We start from the raw sequence: 15547 nt of genomic DNA on the forward strand, positions 1-15547 counted from the left end.
TGATATGAAAAAGGAATCCTTATACCTTAAAATTGCGAAAGTAATGGAGGAGCAGATTGCCAGCAAAACGTTAAAGCTCGGGGATAAGCTTCCATCCATCCGAACGGTACAAAAGCTGTACAATGTAAGCCTGACTACCGTTAAGCAGGCCTATCTGGAACTGGAAAGTAAATCGCTTATTGAACCCAGGGCCAAATCGGGATATTTTGTGAGCAAGGCCTCGATGAGAAAATTCCCGCTTCCCTCCGTTACAGCACTAAAAACCTCCGCGCAGACAAAGGATCCCGAAGACTTAATCAGCAAGGTTTTCAATACCCTGACCAATGATCAGATTACCCAATTTTCGCTGGGTGTCCCGGACAAAAGTTTATTACCCATCGCAAAACTGAACAAGGGCGTGATTAGTGTCGTACAGCGGTTGGCTGATGGTGGGACCAGTTACGAACCTGTACAGGGTAACCTGAACCTCAGAAGGTCGATCGCCAAATGGTCTTATGTATTGGAAGGTACGCTTACTGAAGACGACATCGTCACGACCTCCGGTGCAATGAATGCTATTTTTAACTGCCTGATGGCCGTGACGAAGCCTGGTGATACGGTGGCTATAGAAAGCCCGGTTTATTTTGGGATCCTGCAAATCATAAAATCATTGGGATTAAAAGCGATCGAAATCCCTACACATCCCATCACAGGTGTGGATTTAGAGGCCATAAAAAAAGTACTGCCCCGATTAAATGCCTGTTGCTTTATCAGCAATTTCAGCAACCCATTAGGTTGTATGATGCCCGAGGAACACAAAAAAGAACTCGTAAGAATGTTGACTGAATACGATATCCCTTTGATTGAAGACGATTTGTATGGCAACCTTTTCTTTGGGGCGACAAGGCCCAAACCATGTAAAGCTTTTGATGAAGCCGGAATCGTGATGTGGTGCGGATCAGTGTCCAAAACACTGGCACCAGGGTATCGGGTTGGCTGGGTTGCTCCTGGAAAATATAAAGAGAAAATCATCAGGCAAAAGTTATTACAAACGATTTCAACCCCTACTTTATATCAGGAAGTGATTGCAGATTTTCTGGAACACGGCAGGTATGACCACCATTTGCGGACCATCAGAAGTAAGCTCTATACCAATTGTCTGAAATACCAGGGGGCAATAGAAGCGTATTTCCCTCATAACACCAAAATCTCTCAGCCTCAGGGTGGTTTTATGTTATGGCTGGAACTGGATCAGAAAATTGATACTGCCGAATTGTATGATCGGGCATTACAGCAAAATATAAGTTACGCACCTGGCAGGGTGTTCAGTCAATACAACCAATACAACAATTGTATGCGACTGAATTTCGCCCTGGGATGGAACACGAAACTGGAAAATGACCTTAAACGCCTGGGTAAGATTGTTAAAGCAGCGATCTAAGTGCTATAGGAGAAAGAGAGAATTTCCAAAATGAAATTCTCTCTTTCAACAGCTTTACCGCTTATCCAGGGGCACAAATAGTACGGCATCCGCAACAACACGCCCGGTTTTGTCTTTTCCTGATAGCTGAACATACGCCCCTTTTCCTGCCGCCAACGTATATTGGCCTAAACTGATCCACTCGCCTGAGGTTTGTCCCAACACTTTAACCTCTTCATCAGCAATGAAAATCTCTTTCGTTCTTTTGCCATCATAGACGGTTACATTCGTCGACGCTCCGGCATTCTTTTGCTTGGGGTAATAGGTGTAAATCTCATACTTCCCGCCTTTAATAACCTCCGGCCGGTAGCTTATGCTATTTTCCTGTCCTCCGGTTTCGCTAAGATAATAATCAGGTCCATAACCACCCTGGTGCTGAAGGGTCCAGTCGCCTTTCTTTTCCACTGTTAAAGTATCATTATTATCCACCAGAATTTCCGGAGTACTTCCATCCATCAAAGGATCGTTTTTAAGCCGGGCTTGTACTGCTGCAACATCTACCTCCTGTACGGTTTTTTTACCGTCTATGGCTTGTACAGCGGCAACCGCAGCAGATTGTCCAAGTACCATAAAAACAGGCTCCATACGAATAGAGCCATAAGCGATGTGACTCGCAGAAAGACAGACCGGCACCAAAAGATTGCTCAGTTCATTTGCTTTCGGAACAATTGCCCGGTAAGAAATAGGGTAAGGCCCAAAGCCCCCCTCCTCGACATTTCCTTCATTTTTCACCATTCCATTGATGACCAGCCTGTCGCAGTTATGCGAATCCATGGTATAGGCCGCCATGCCAACCCCATCCGTAACCCTCGCCCTCCCCTGACAATGATCCTGGGTCATCACCAGGCTACCAACCATCCTACGGGCCTCCCTTATATAGAGCTGATGAGACCAGTTCCCGTTGTCCGTGTATTCGTCTTTAGGGTATCCCCATTGGCCAATTTCAAGCCTGATATGCTCCGCAACACGCGGATCGTTTCCAACAAAATAGAGCAGGCCTTTTGTATAATCGACATGGGCTTTCCAGATCTCTGCTCTTTTGTGATAGTCTGCATCCGGATACGCCCAGTTCATTCCAATCATATCTGTTGAAAAACCATTTCTGTTGTTGATGTCTGTTTTTCCATTGGGCATCCCACTCCATATAAAACCATCCTGTAAGGACTTCCATGGTCTTTTTTCCATTTGCCTGAGCAGCAGTTCATATTTTTCAGGCTGATAGTTTTCCGGCTTTGTGATCGGTACCAGGTTCTGTTTGTTATTGGTTAAACATATGCGAAAGTTGTAAGCCTGGACCTTTTTATCACCAGTACCGTCTTTCTCCAATACACCTGGCTGAATCCCCCATACCAGTCCGCTTGAAGGGTCACCGGGAGTTTTGTAAGGGTCTATTCCATCTGGAAACTGATGGCCTTTCATCAGCTGCACGCCATTGAACGTTTCCTGATATACATCATTTGCCTCCCTGCCTACCGTGTAAGATACGCCAGCCTTTGCCATCAGGTCTCCTTCATAAGAACAGTCAATAAACATTTTCGCTTTAACCTGATTTCCTGGCCCTGTTTTGGTTGAGCCCTCCAGCGTTATTCCGGTGATCAGCTTTCCCTCCCTGCTTACCGCAGTTAAACGGTTTTCATACAGAACCTCAACTTTGGCCCTTTTAATATAATCAAGAAACAGGTTTTCGGCAACATGAGGTTCAAAGATCCACTGCTCAAATTTGCCATAGTGCAGGCCAATTCTCCTGTAAAAATCGAGCGCCAAACCACTGATTGCGTACTTGTTCCCGATATCAGTGAGCCCTAAGCCACCAGAGCTCATCCCTCCCAGATTCTTTCCGGGTTCAATCAGCAGGACAGACTTGCCCAGTCGTGCAGCGGTATACGCAGCAATTACTCCCGATGAGGTGCCTCCGTAAATGCAAATATCGTAGTTCTGACGTCGGGGTTGACGGGCATTTAAAGGTGTTAACCAGAGCATAGCGATTAAAAGCAGCAGCATATTTAAAAGAAAACGTTTCATAATTGATAAGTATATGGTCAAATAAAACCGATGAATTAATAGTTGGGGTTTTGAATTAGTTTCGTATTGGTAACCGTCTCGATATTCGGAATCGGCCAGAGATAATCCCGCTCCTTATTAAAGCTGCGCTGTTCTATCACCCTCAGATCTGCACGGTTTGGCAGGCCAGAATAATCTGCTAAACCATTTTCATCAATATGAGGTGCAGCAGCAAGTAATCCCCTTTGTACCCTGCCATAAAAATTTCCGTTCATGGCCTTTTCGGCAATCTTCCACCTGCGCAGGTCAGACATCCTGAAGCCTTCCATAGCGAGTTCATAAATACGTTCTTTACGTACCAGGCTCCTAAAGCCGGCTTGTGTTTTTCCTGCAACGATCACAGGCATATTTACACCTGGCCGGGTTCTTATCAGGTTGATGGCATCGTAAGCCGACTGATCCAGCTGGTTGAGTTCATTTTTTGCCTCCGCATAGATCAGCAGGATTTCAGCATACCTGATCTGAATCACGTTCAGCTCAGAATTGGTCCGGTCGGGTTTATCTTCAAGGTCAACGTATTTCCTCCAGCAATAGCCGGTAAAGGTTGCAAAAGCATTAATTGCCTCCTGATTGTCTACCCGCGTAGCCGGTGTGGTATTATAATTCCAGCATTTCAAACTGTCCCTATGGGTTTCAAACTGATAATTGTAAAATACTGATCCCGGCAATGCAATGGTAAATCCAAGTCTGGGATCCCTGTTTTTATAAGGGTCAGCAGGGTTAAAAAGCGGAGATTCATCAATGTTTAAGCCATCAGTACACGGGTATACATCGACCAGAGACTGTGAAGGCACCTTGTTTGAGAATCCCTGTCCGTTCCTGGAAAGGAGGTTATTGGGTGTAGAGTGGGTTTTAGTTTTTGAAGCACGGAGGTATTGAAAGGCCCAGATGATCTCTTTGGAATTCTGCCCTGCATAACTAAACAAAGCGCAAAAGTTATTGTGCAGGCTGTAAACATTCAGGTCCATCACCGCCTTCGCAGCATCCGCAGCTTCGGCCCACCTGTCATTGTTCAATGCGGTGCGTGCTTTTATTGCCAGTGCGGCAGCCCTGCTCGCTCTTCCAACATCAGTTCCTGTATAAATTACCGGAAGATCTGGAGCACATTCAGTTAATTCCTGCATGACATAATCTACTATCGCTGCTTTCGGAGTTTTGGCAATCTGTGCATCTTCCAGTTTTAACATATGGGTCACCAGTGGTACACCTCCGAAATGGTCCGACAGGTACTGGTAAGTATAGGCACGTAAAAACCGGGCTTCGGCTTTCGACCGGTTAAATATTGCCGGGGTAGTTTTATCTCTTACTTTTTCAATATTGTCAAGCACAAAATTACATTTGGCAATTACGATGTAAGCCTGAGTCCAGACCTCTCTTGCATAGAGGTTATTACTGTCGTGATTACCCTTGCCCAGACTTTGCAGGGCGCTGTTGTTACGGTCCCATCCTATATCAGTGCCATCATCTATTGTAAGGTTCAGCGGCATTGCATCGAGCGGCGAATAGGCGGCATACCTGTACAGGCCATTAACGGCCAATAGGAGTTCTTCCTGGTTCACGAAAAATGTTTCATCTGAAGGGCCCGACAAAGGGTTTTTATCCAGGTATCCTTTTTTGCAGGATGGACTCACTGTTATTAAAACAGTCGCCAGTATAATGAGGTATAAGTTTGTTTTCATCTGTTTTATCTTTAAAATGTTGCTTCCAGACCAAGACTGTATAACTTAACCTGGGGATAAATACTTCCTGAGCCCACTGGTGCTTCCACATCGTATCCGCTAAGAAAGCGGTCAAATGAAGCCAGATTTGAACCATTGGCAAAAAGCCTGAGGCGTTTGATACTCAGCTTTTTTGCGAGGCCGGCAGATAAGGTATATCCCAATTGGATATTTTTGATGCGCAAATACGAGGCATCTCTAACCCAGAAACTGGAAGCCTGCTCATTATTCGATTCTCCAAAAGCTAACCTTGGATATTTTGCATTGGGATTCTCCACTGACCAGCGGTCCTTGTTTTCTTCACGAATCGTCCCTCCCAGTGCACCTCCAACGCTGAAGGGCTGAACACCCGGCCCATTCAGGTAACCATTGGCCTTACCCACCCCCTGCAGCAGTACTGATAAATCAAAGCCTTTATAGGCAGCCCCAAGGCTGGCCGCATAGGTAAGCCTTGGAATGGTTCCACCAATGATCACTTTATCGCTCTCATTGATCAAACCATCGCCATTCTGATCTTTGTATTTAATATCGCCCGCCTTCACCATACCGAATTGTTTTGCATGCGCAGCCACTTCCTCATCGGAAGAGAACAGACCTTGTGCCTCATATCCAAAAAGAGATAAACTGGAATGTCCCTCACGGTTTACGGTAAGTCCGGTCTGATTAATTCCCTTCATGTCAGCCACCGTATTTTTTACGTCCGACAAATTGAAGCTCACATTGTAATTAAAATCCTTCAGGCTTCCTTTATAGGCTATGCCTAACTCCCAGCCTTTATTATCTACCGTACCTGCATTTTGATTGGGCCTGTTCAAACCGATGATCAACGGGATATCCAGTAACAACAGAATATCCCGGGTGCGCCTGCGGTAATAGTCGGCCGTTATGCTCAGGTTATTAAAAAGCGTCAGGTCAATACCAATATTTTTCTCTTCAGTAGTCTCCCAGGATATATTTTTGTTAGACAGGTCATTTAATGCCACTGTGTTCACAATCTGTTTACCCATAGCCGTAGATTCAAGTATCAGTGCAGCTGTAGAAGGATAAGTTCCTATGTTCTGATTGCCAAGTTTTCCCCAGGAAAACCTCAGTTTCGCCTCATTGATGGTATTTTTCAACCCACTAAAAAAACCTTCTTCGGAAATTCGCCATCCTGCTGAAGCAGAGGGAAAGAATCCGTATTTATTGCCATTTGAAAAGCGGGAGGAGCCATCATAGCGTGCGTTCAGTTCCAGCAGGTATTTCCCCTTATAACTATAATTGAACCTACTGAACAGTGATTGTAATGCCCATTCCTCCGCGCTGCCTTTAGCCTGTTGGTTCGAAGCGGAACCCCCATCCAGAACAGGATATTCCGGAAGAACATACGTATCCCGATAGGCAGAAATCCATTCTGCATAATAATCCTCTCTGGATCCACCAATCAGCAATTTAAAGGTATGATCCTTTAAGTTTTTACTTGCTGTGAGCGTAGCCCGGAGGTTGTTAAAGAAAGACTGTGTCTGCGACTGATTCAGGGAAGTCAGCGCCGGAGTACGGAAACTGAGACTGCCGTTGGGCAGGTAAGACTGAATGGCTTTTCTAAAGTTCTTGCCAGATGTAAGTGCATATTTTGGAGAATAAGCGGCCTCAGCCTCCAGCCATTCCAGTGGTTTATAATTGACAATGGCATTGATACTTCCAAATGGCGCTCTTGTCCTGTTCGTACCTCCGTCTTTACTGGCCGACATCGGATTGTTACCATTCCAGCCCACTCCCCATTGGCCACTTTCATTAACACCAATCAGGTTTGCAGGAAGGCCATTCATCCATTGGAAGATTTCACCGGAACCGACAGCGGGATCGGTCGTGATGGCATTTACATATTGCAGATCGATCTTCGCTTTCAGCTTGTCCGAAAAAGTAATGTCGGCATTATTGCGTATCGTATACCGTTTGAAGCTTGAGTTTTCAATGATCCCTTTCTGGTCAAAAAGCCCAAAGGAGCCCAGCATTTTCACTTTTTGTGTACCTCCCTGAATAGTAATAAAATGGCTTTGCTGCAAACCCGACCCAGTTAAGGTTTCCTTTTGCCAATCTGTATTCGGGTACAGATCCGAATTAACGCCATTCTGTTCACGGTATTTCTGAACCAATGCATCTGCGTAAAGAGGCGTACGGCCAGTATTTACATAGGCTTCATTGATCAGCAGCATATAATCAAGCGCATTCACCAATTTTGGCATATTGGTTGGATCCTGCCATCCGATATAATTGTGATAAGAAATGCTAACCTGATCTGCAGTCGCTCTCCTGGTGGTGATCAGGATCACACCATTCGCAGCTCTGGAACCGTAAATGGAAGAAGAAGCTGCATCTTTAAGAACGGAGATCGATTCAATCAGGTTGGGGTCTATGTTATTCATGGAGCCTTCGATCCCATCGATCATCACCAGGGGATTGGCGCCATTAAATGCAGTAGGATCATTTGCCGAAGCACTTATGGTACCTACACCCCGAATGCGGATATTTCCTCCATCAGCGCCGGGCCTCCCGGAGCTCTGTTTCACCGTAACACCGGGTGCCATCCCCTGCAAGGCAGCAGACGTCTGCCCCATTGGCCGTGCAGCCAGCTCCTTTCCGGAAACCATGGAAACCGCTCCGGTAAGGTTTACTTTTTTCTGAGTTCCATAGCCCACCACCACCACCTCAGCCAGGTCGGCATCGTCTTCCAACAGTTTTACATGAAGTGTAACCTGACTGCCGACCGTTATTTCCTGGCTACCATAGCCTACATAGGAAAACACCAGAGCAGTACCGGCCGGAGCTTCAATTAGATAACGGCCCTGCGTATCTGTCACTGTTCCTAAGTTGACATCTTTCCGCCTGATGCTGACGCCCGGTAAAGGACTTCCGCTTCCATCAGTTACCGTCCCCCTGAGCTGCTGCACCTTGTCCACATTGGCGGGGTCCGTTTTACGCGGTTGAGGTGGAGTCGGTGGTGTGGCTCTTTGCAATACAATGTACTTTTCTTTAATCAGCCAGTCCAGCTGCCTGCCCTTCAAAATACTATTCATTACAGTGTTCAGCGCTTCTCCGGCAAAATCCACAGAGATGAGCTCTGAATCGTCCAACAGCTTATTGCTGTAAAATACGGTGAATCCCGTTTGCTTTTTTATAGATTTGAATACTTCGGCCAGGCTGATGTTCCTGCCTTTAAGATTGATCTTGCTGGTGCCGGTCTGGCTTTGGCCCGCTAAGGCCAGCAGCAGCAAGAAAACAACCGGCAATACAAGCCGGCCCGATCGGGTAAGTTGTTTAAGCATACATTTAGGTTTATAAAAGGTTTGCCTAATGACGCTGCACTTGCCCAAATGGGTGAATGGAATTTTAAAAAAAATTACTGGAAGGTCAGCGTACCATTTTTAAGCTCTGCTTTAATACCTGAAGATAGTTGTAAATTAGCAATGACGACCTCTATTGGCAGCTTTTTATCGATCTCTCCGGTAAAAGTCTGTTCCGCAACTTCAGGTGTTTTCCAGGCGATCTTTACGTCAAACCAACGGCTAAGCACGGTTGCAATTTCCGACAAAGGTTGTTTATGAAAAAAATAAGTTCCGTTTCTCCAGGAAAGTACATTCTGTACATCAAATGGTCTGGTCTGCAAATTGCCCCGCTCAAGTATGGCTTCCTGCCCCGGCTTTAATTTAATGCTTTGATGTTTAGTCGTGGCCGACACAGAACCGGCTACCAGAGCAGCTGCAAAACGGCCCTGTTCGTATGCATTAACATTAAAAGAAGTTCCGTGAACATGGATGTCCGGGCCGTTGGTATGCACTATAAATTCCTGTTCCGGGTTTTTCGCAACTTCGAAGTAAGCTTCCCCTGACAAATAAACCTCCCTTGCCTGCTGAGGTCCAAACTGAACAGGAAAACGCAAACTGGAAGCTGCATTTAGCCAAACCTGTGTGCCATCTGATAAACTAATCCTATAGTCTTTTGCAGCGGGCACAACAAGTGTTGCCCATTCCTTAGGCCCGGCATCACCGGAGGTATAGCTTAATTCCTTTTGATTGGCATTAAAATGGGTCTGCCCTACTGTAACAATGCGATCAGAGGAAAGGTCAACAGCAGTACCATTTTCGATTTTAAGGTGTACCTGTTTAGAGATTTGTTCGGGAACCACGAATGTGGTATCTGTTGTAGAACTAAAATACCATACAAAAGGAAGCGCAAGTATCAATACTGCAGCTGCGCCATAAAGCATCCGCCGGTTCCGGTAAAAAAACGAATCTGACATTTCATTAAAACGAGGCCCGGTTTTACTCCATGCGGCATCCGCATCTAATCCCGATAAAAATGAACTTCCTTTGGCACTTTTCATTTTCACAAGTAATGTTTCCCAGAATTCCCTCAGCCCGGCATCCTGCTCAATGGCTTGTTCAGCAATGAAGTTATCCTCCTCACTAATTGTCCCGGTGATCTTTTCAAATAGAAGTCCCTGTATGTATTCCTTGTTATATTCCATTACTAACTATTAGACGCATTTATTCTCAGTTTAGGTGAATGTTCATTTAAAATTGATCAGTTTTTTTTGTAAAGCCTTTACTGCAAGCTTTAAATGTGTTTTTATTGAATTCACCGAAAGCCCCATCTCGTGTGCTGCCTCCTTATATTTTTTATCTTCCATGTAAACCAGCTTAAATGCTTTCTGCCGTTGACTGGGCAGTTCATTAAAAGCCAGGTTAAGGGTATCCTCGTTTCTGTCCGATTCTATTGCCTCTTCATGTATCGGCTCATCAAGGCTAAGGCTATATTCATTGAGTCTGCGTTCCGAAACCTTTCTTTTTCTAAGGCACATGATACACTGATTGTGTACTGCCCGGAGTAAATAAGCATTTAAAGAAGTATTAATGCTATGAAACCTGGCTTTTTGCCAAATGGAGACAAACAAGGTCTGAACCAGATCTTCCGCCTCCATCTCGTCATCGAGCATAAAATAAGCTTTTGCAGAGAGCATTTTATAATACTTCTTAAATATGGCTTCATAGGCAGACTGATCTCCCGTCCTGAGCCGATCTAATAAGATTTGGTCTTCGTCCCTCATACACAATGTTTAACAAGATAAAAGTTAACGGACAAAAAAGCAAATAACCGGGGCTCAGGTAAGGAAAGGATAGGGCTATTTGACGGATTTACTTCAATTCCAGCACGACCACCGAAAATGGCGGAAGTTTAATCTTCAGTTTCCCATCTCTTAAAATTGCAGCTTTAAAAACCGCCGGCTTAACAGCCTCCGGATTTTCGAACGTATTGTGATCATCGACTTTCGCAGCCGTCAGGATACGTCCGGAAACAGATTTATAAGTTTTTCCGGTAACGTCGATCTGTACTTCTTCTTCCTTATTTCTATTGACGTTGACTGCAGAAATATGGGTAAGTCCTGTTGCATCCTTTGATGCCGACACAGAAACTGAGGGCAGTTTTTCATTGCCAAAAACATAGTCCTCTGTTTTAACTTCTACCGGGATCAAAGTAGCATCCTGATGTACTTTATACATTTCCATTACGTGGTAGGTTGGAGAAAGCAGCATTTTTTCTCCGCTGGTCAGAATGACCGCCTGTAAAACATTGACACATTGTGCAAGATTGGCTATTTTAACACGGTCACTGTGGTTATTGAAAATATTTAACGTAGCCCCTGCGATCATGGCATCACGCATCGTGCTCTGCTGGTATAAAAACCCCGGGTTTGTTCCTTTTTCCACGTCATACCATCCGCCCCATTCATCCACCACCAGGCTGATTTTCTTCTTTGGATCATATTTGTCCATAATTGCGGTATGTTTGGTAATCAGTTCCTCCATGCGTAAAGCGCTTTTCATGGTCTCGAAATACTGCTGTTCACTAAAGCCCGTTGAGGGGCCCTTTTTATCCCAGTTTGGAACTGAATAATGGTGTAAGGCGATACCATCCATCAGGTTCAGCGGAATTCCTTTCATTAACGTCTCCGTCCAATGGTAATCATCCCCGTTCGCACCTGAAGCTATTTTATATAAATTTTTTCCTTCCATAAAGGTGGCATACTTGCGGTATTCGCCCACATAATATTCCGGCGTCATGCTTCCTCCGCAACCCCAGGCTTCATTTCCTACTCCCCAGAACTTTACTTCCCATGGTTTTTCCTGTCCGTTTTTAACCCGCAGATCAGACATCGGGCTCCGTCCTTCAAAATTCACATATTGCACCCAATCTGCCAGTTCCTGCACCGTTCCACTTCCTGTATTCCCAGCCAGGTAAGGTTCTGTACCCAGAAGTTTACACATATTCAGAAAGTCGTGGGTTCCAAAACTATTGTCTTCCGTTACCCCTCCCCACATGGTATTTACAATTGAAGGGCGCTGATCTTTAGGTCCTATTCCATCTTTCCAATGGTAGCGGTCAGCAAAACAGCCGCCCGGCCATCTTAGGTTTGGAATGTTGAGATTCTTTAAAGCAGCAACGATGTCATTTCTTACCCCTGCGGTATTTGGGATTTTGGAGTTCTCCCCTACGTAAAAGCCATCATAGATGCAACGACCGAGGTGTTCGGCAAAGTGCCCGTAAATATGTTTGCTGATTTGTCCGGCGGCTTGATCTGCCTTTAAGGTGACCGTTGTTTGTTGCGCCATGAGCGACTGGCTACTGCCCAGAATGAGCAGGGAAAGGCCTAGCTTATGAAATAGTTTTTTTTTGAACATCATGGATGACTTCGGTTTATTTGGTTAATTGTGTATCGAATATATACAATTAGTATTAATTGTCAAAAAGACGTTTATTAATGATTTCCATTTCACCTTAATTAGTATTCGATCTGCGCCATCAGAATTTGTTCAGCAAGTTTCGGATTTTATTGCCAGTCAACTGTATGAACCTTAATTACAGGTGGAACAAACGGAATGGGTTTTGCCACTGCTCAGGAATTTATTATGGAAGGAGCAACTGTAACCTAAGCGCTTTTGTTATTTTTAAGTTTAGCAATGATAAAATAAACAGGAATACCGATCAATGTGATGATCAGGCCCGGCCAGGTAAAACGAGGTTTGTAGATGATCAATAACACACAGAATGCCAGCCCCATTACGATGTAGATCAGTGGTAAAACCGGATATCCAAAAGCCTTATAGGGACGTTCTATATCCGGGCGCTTTTTTCTGAGGATAAAAATCCCTCCTATGGTCAGCATGTAAAACATCACGACCACGAAGGAGATCATATCCAGCAGGTCTCCATATTTACCACTAAGGCACCAAAGGCAAGCCACAAAACACTGGATCCAAAGGCCAAAAGCAGGTACCGAATTCTTGTTCAGCGTACCGACTTTTTTAAAGAAAAGGCCATCTTTCGCCATAGAGTAGTAGACCCTTGCCCCTGCCATGATCAATCCGTTATTACATCCAAAGGTGGAGACCATGATCATCAGTGCGATGATCACCGTTCCCGATGAGCCGAAGATCACCTGAGCAGCGGAAACCGCTACCCTATCCTTATCGGCATGTCCGATGTCATGAAGGGAGAGGACACCGGTGTACATGATATTGGTTAAAATATATAAGACGGTCACCATGATCGTACCCAATGCTAAACTCAGTCCGATGTTTCTCTTCGGATTTTTAATCTCACCCGCTACGAAGGTCACATTGTGCCAGGAGTCGCTGCTGAAAATGGAACCTACCATCGCTGCCGCGATGGCACCAAAAGCCGCCAATGTCGTATAAGTACCTATCCCCGTTGATCCTGCCAGCGGTTTCAGTTCCCAGGCATCTTTCCAGTTGAGCTCCCAAACCTCTTTTTTCATGAAGAACAAACCAAATACAATCAGGCCGAAGAGGCTGAGCAACTTCGCCATGGTAAAGAAAGTCTGGATCGATTTCCCTGCATTTACCCCCCTGCTGTTCACATAAGTTAAAACAACAATGATGACAATCGCCAGCAGCTGCGCGGGCGAAATCTGCAGAAAGCCAAGATCAGCAATCACCCGGTCTTCGCTAAACTGAGGCAGCAGGTAGGCCGTAAATTTGGCAAAAGCGACCCCCACTGCAGCAATCGTTGCCGTTTGAATGACTGTAAAAAAACTCCAGCCATAGAGGAAACTGACCAGTGGATTGTAAGCCTCTTTTAAATACACATACTGCCCTCCTGCTTTCGGAAACATGGAACTTAATTCGCCATAACTTAAGGCTGCAGTTAAGGTCATAAATCCGGTGATCAGCCAGACCACCAGCAACCAGCCCGAACTTCCCACATTTCTGGTAATGTCTGCACTGACAATAAATATCCCGGATCCGATCATGCTACCCGCAACGAGCATGGTTGCATCAATTAGCCGGAGTGAAGACTTAAATTCTGTAGGTTGTGGTTTCATGAAATGTAGTTTGGTTGGTTTAGTTTAAGGTTATGGGGTTACTTGTTGAAATCGTAAAATTTCCATTGAGTGGTAAAATCTCTTTTTAAGGACTGTCCCGTTAAGGTTGCCCTGACCATTTCTATAGGAATCAGGTTCTCCTTCATGACCCGCTCATGAAAGTCGGTATAGGTCATTTTTCCGCTGTCTACCAGCTCGTGTTTTAGCGCCATCAATTGCAATCCTCCAATCATATAGGCCACCTGATATAATGGACTATAGCCACCTTCAAAGGACCTGCGCACTTCCCCTTCTGCATTCGCCGGCTCATGTCCTACACGGTCTACGAGGAAGTCCACACACTGTCCAGGCGTCCATTTACCCAAATGATAATTGAGGGAGAAAATGATTCTTGCACAGCGGTGCATTCTCCAGAATAACATTCCAATCCGCTCTTCGGGACTTTTGGCAAAACCTTTATCGTACAAAAGCAGTTCCCAGTACAGGGTCCATCCTTCAATTCCAAAGGGCGTGGTAAACAGCTCCCGGTAATTTTTGTACCTGCTATTCATATAATATTGCAGGTGATGACCCGGCAATAACTCATGCTGTACCGTTCCTCTTGAAAAGTAAGGATTGTTGCCCCGCATGCTCATCAGTTTATCTCCGTCGGTCATGCCCGCAGTTGGATAGGAAATACTAATTTCCCGGCCTCCTGTAAAAAATGGATTAACCAGTTGCCTTTCTGCAGACATCATGACCATTCCCCAGGTTTCTTTTGCCAGCTCAGGAATGTTCATTAAGTTCTGTTTTTTGATAAAATCCAGGGCATCATCCTGCAATTGTACAATCAGTTCAGGCTGTTTACCCGGTGCGACAAAACTTTGTTTAACTTTCTCCTGGGCTTTTTTCCAATCTTTCCCAAAACCCATTTCTGCAGCCGCCTTTAACAACTCCTGATCACAAAATGCAAATTCCTTCTCCGCGATTTTCAGGAGTTCTTCCGGACTATAGGGAATCATTTCCGCTTTTAATTGTGCGGTCAGGTCTGCCTGCCCGATCGGATTTCCTTTTATTCCGTAATTGCTATCTTTTTGAGCAGGTGCTTCGCTCTGTTTTTCGGAAAATAGGGAAGCGTAATTGTTTAAAGCCTGGGTCAATGTTTCATAGGGCTTAGGCAGCCACCAATCGAACAAAGGATCATAGCCTTTGTAAAATTCATAAACCCCTCTTAATCTCGTCTTCAGCCCGTATATCGCATCTTTGATGTTTTTTAATTGCGCTTTGTTCAGCGTTGTTTTGTTGATCGATATGGCATTCAAAGCCCCTACCTCTTTTGCAATCGCATTTAACTTTGCGGCTACAGCGGGCCAATCCATTGCTTTACCTCTCCGCCTTTCCTTTTCAACCGCATAAATTCCAGATGCAAAAGGGATATATTGAAGGATCGTCTTTTCATTGACCTCTGCTTTTTCCAACTCCGAGATTTCGCTCCTGATTTCTTTTTTCAGCAAGAGGTAATCTACCTTTCCATAGACACTGAAAGCATCAAATTCCAGTTGTTCCATTCTTTTCAGGTATTCTTTTTGAACGCTGAGCAGGCGGTTCCGCTGTTCGGGCGAATAATAGACCCGGGCAATCTCCGGATAAGTGCCGTCAATCACGTAAGGCCAGTAAAAATCCCGAATGGCTTTGACATCCTGCTGATAGGTAATGATGGTGGTTCCCATTTCGCTGGTTTGCTCATAGAGACTGGGTGTTCCTTTTTCCTGCGAAAAAATAACTGATGGCAGCAGGCACATCATCAGCAATAATTGGTATGGTTTATTCATTTGGTGGTCTTTGTTTTGGTTCGTCTTAGGTGTTGAGTATCAATGTACAGCTATTAACTGCCAGTCAGGAATTCTACAGTAAACTGGTTAGAATACGGTCAAAACGAGTTAATAT

The 15547-nt window shown here is 44.9% G+C and carries 9 protein-coding genes; 1 reads left to right on the top strand and 8 read right to left on the bottom strand.

Translation table 11 applies throughout. The features are described 5' to 3' along the window. Positions 1-4 precede the first annotated feature (4 nt). A complete protein-coding gene (locus BLQ87_RS14000) occupies positions 5-1420 on the top strand; it encodes an aminotransferase-like domain-containing protein (protein ID WP_074607681.1) in 1416 nt (471 codons plus the stop codon). Between the two features lie 54 nt (positions 1421-1474). Here the strand turns inward: BLQ87_RS14000 and BLQ87_RS14005 are convergent, their stop codons facing one another. The 8 genes from BLQ87_RS14005 to BLQ87_RS14040 form a co-directional block, all read right to left on the bottom strand. Further along, the gene (locus tag BLQ87_RS14005; RefSeq protein ID WP_074607684.1) at positions 1475-3481 is read right to left on the bottom strand and encodes an FAD-dependent oxidoreductase; all 2007 of its coding nucleotides are present in this window, start codon (positions 3479-3481) and stop codon (positions 1475-1477) included. A gap of 35 nt (positions 3482-3516) precedes the next feature. Then, positions 3517-5199 carry a RagB/SusD family nutrient uptake outer membrane protein gene (locus BLQ87_RS14010; protein ID WP_074607686.1) on the bottom strand — a complete coding sequence of 561 codons (1683 nt, stop codon included), beginning with the start codon at positions 5197-5199 and terminating at the stop codon, positions 3517-3519. Positions 5200-5210: 11 nt separating this feature from the next. Then, positions 5211-8543, bottom strand: coding sequence for a TonB-dependent receptor (locus tag BLQ87_RS14015; RefSeq protein ID WP_083361862.1), 3333 nt, complete (start codon positions 8541-8543; stop codon positions 5211-5213). A 74-nt stretch (positions 8544-8617) separates the two neighbouring features. Next, positions 8618-9745, bottom strand: a complete 1128-nt coding sequence (locus BLQ87_RS14020) for a FecR family protein (RefSeq protein ID WP_074607688.1) — start codon at positions 9743-9745, stop codon at positions 8618-8620. 42 nt (positions 9746-9787) lie between these two features. Further along, on the bottom strand, positions 9788-10324 hold the full coding sequence (locus BLQ87_RS14025; RefSeq protein WP_074607691.1) for an RNA polymerase sigma factor: 537 nt from the start codon (positions 10322-10324) through the stop codon (positions 9788-9790). A gap of 88 nt (positions 10325-10412) precedes the next feature. Beyond that, positions 10413-11960: an alpha-N-arabinofuranosidase gene (locus BLQ87_RS14030; protein WP_143010445.1), complete on the bottom strand. Its 1548-nt coding sequence runs from the start codon at positions 11958-11960 to the stop codon at positions 10413-10415. A 245-nt stretch (positions 11961-12205) separates the two neighbouring features. After that, positions 12206-13621: an APC family permease gene (locus tag BLQ87_RS14035; RefSeq protein ID WP_074607693.1), complete on the bottom strand. Its 1416-nt coding sequence runs from the start codon at positions 13619-13621 to the stop codon at positions 12206-12208. A gap of 38 nt (positions 13622-13659) precedes the next feature. Further along, entirely contained in the window at positions 13660-15432 is a 1773-nt protein-coding gene (locus BLQ87_RS14040; RefSeq protein WP_074607696.1) for a DUF885 family protein, read from the bottom strand. Positions 15433-15547: the final 115 nt, after the last annotated feature.

The sequence above is a fragment of the Pedobacter steynii genome, from assembly GCF_900103665.1.
Classification (GTDB): Bacteria; Bacteroidota; Bacteroidia; order Sphingobacteriales; family Sphingobacteriaceae; genus Pedobacter; species Pedobacter steynii.

Excerpts from the sequence above, each read along its gene's own strand:
- BLQ87_RS14030 (WP_143010445.1), bottom strand. The coding sequence starts at position 11,960 with ATGATGTTCAAAAAAAAACTATTTCATAAGCTAGGCCTTTCCCTGCTC.
- BLQ87_RS14015 (WP_083361862.1), bottom strand. The coding sequence starts at position 8,543 with ATGCTTAAACAACTTACCCGATCGGGCCGGCTTGTATTGCCGGTTGTT.
- BLQ87_RS14020 (WP_074607688.1), bottom strand. The coding sequence starts at position 9,745 with ATGGAATATAACAAGGAATACATACAGGGACTTCTATTTGAAAAGATC.
- BLQ87_RS14035 (WP_074607693.1), bottom strand. The coding sequence starts at position 13,621 with ATGAAACCACAACCTACAGAATTTAAGTCTTCACTCCGGCTAATTGAT.
- BLQ87_RS14040 (WP_074607696.1), bottom strand. The coding sequence starts at position 15,432 with ATGAATAAACCATACCAATTATTGCTGATGATGTGCCTGCTGCCATCA.
- BLQ87_RS14000 (WP_074607681.1), top strand. The coding sequence starts at position 5 with ATGAAAAAGGAATCCTTATACCTTAAAATTGCGAAAGTAATGGAGGAG.
- BLQ87_RS14010 (WP_074607686.1), bottom strand. The coding sequence starts at position 5,199 with ATGAAAACAAACTTATACCTCATTATACTGGCGACTGTTTTAATAACA.
- BLQ87_RS14005 (WP_074607684.1), bottom strand. The coding sequence starts at position 3,481 with ATGAAACGTTTTCTTTTAAATATGCTGCTGCTTTTAATCGCTATGCTC.
- BLQ87_RS14025 (WP_074607691.1), bottom strand. The coding sequence starts at position 10,324 with ATGAGGGACGAAGACCAAATCTTATTAGATCGGCTCAGGACGGGAGAT.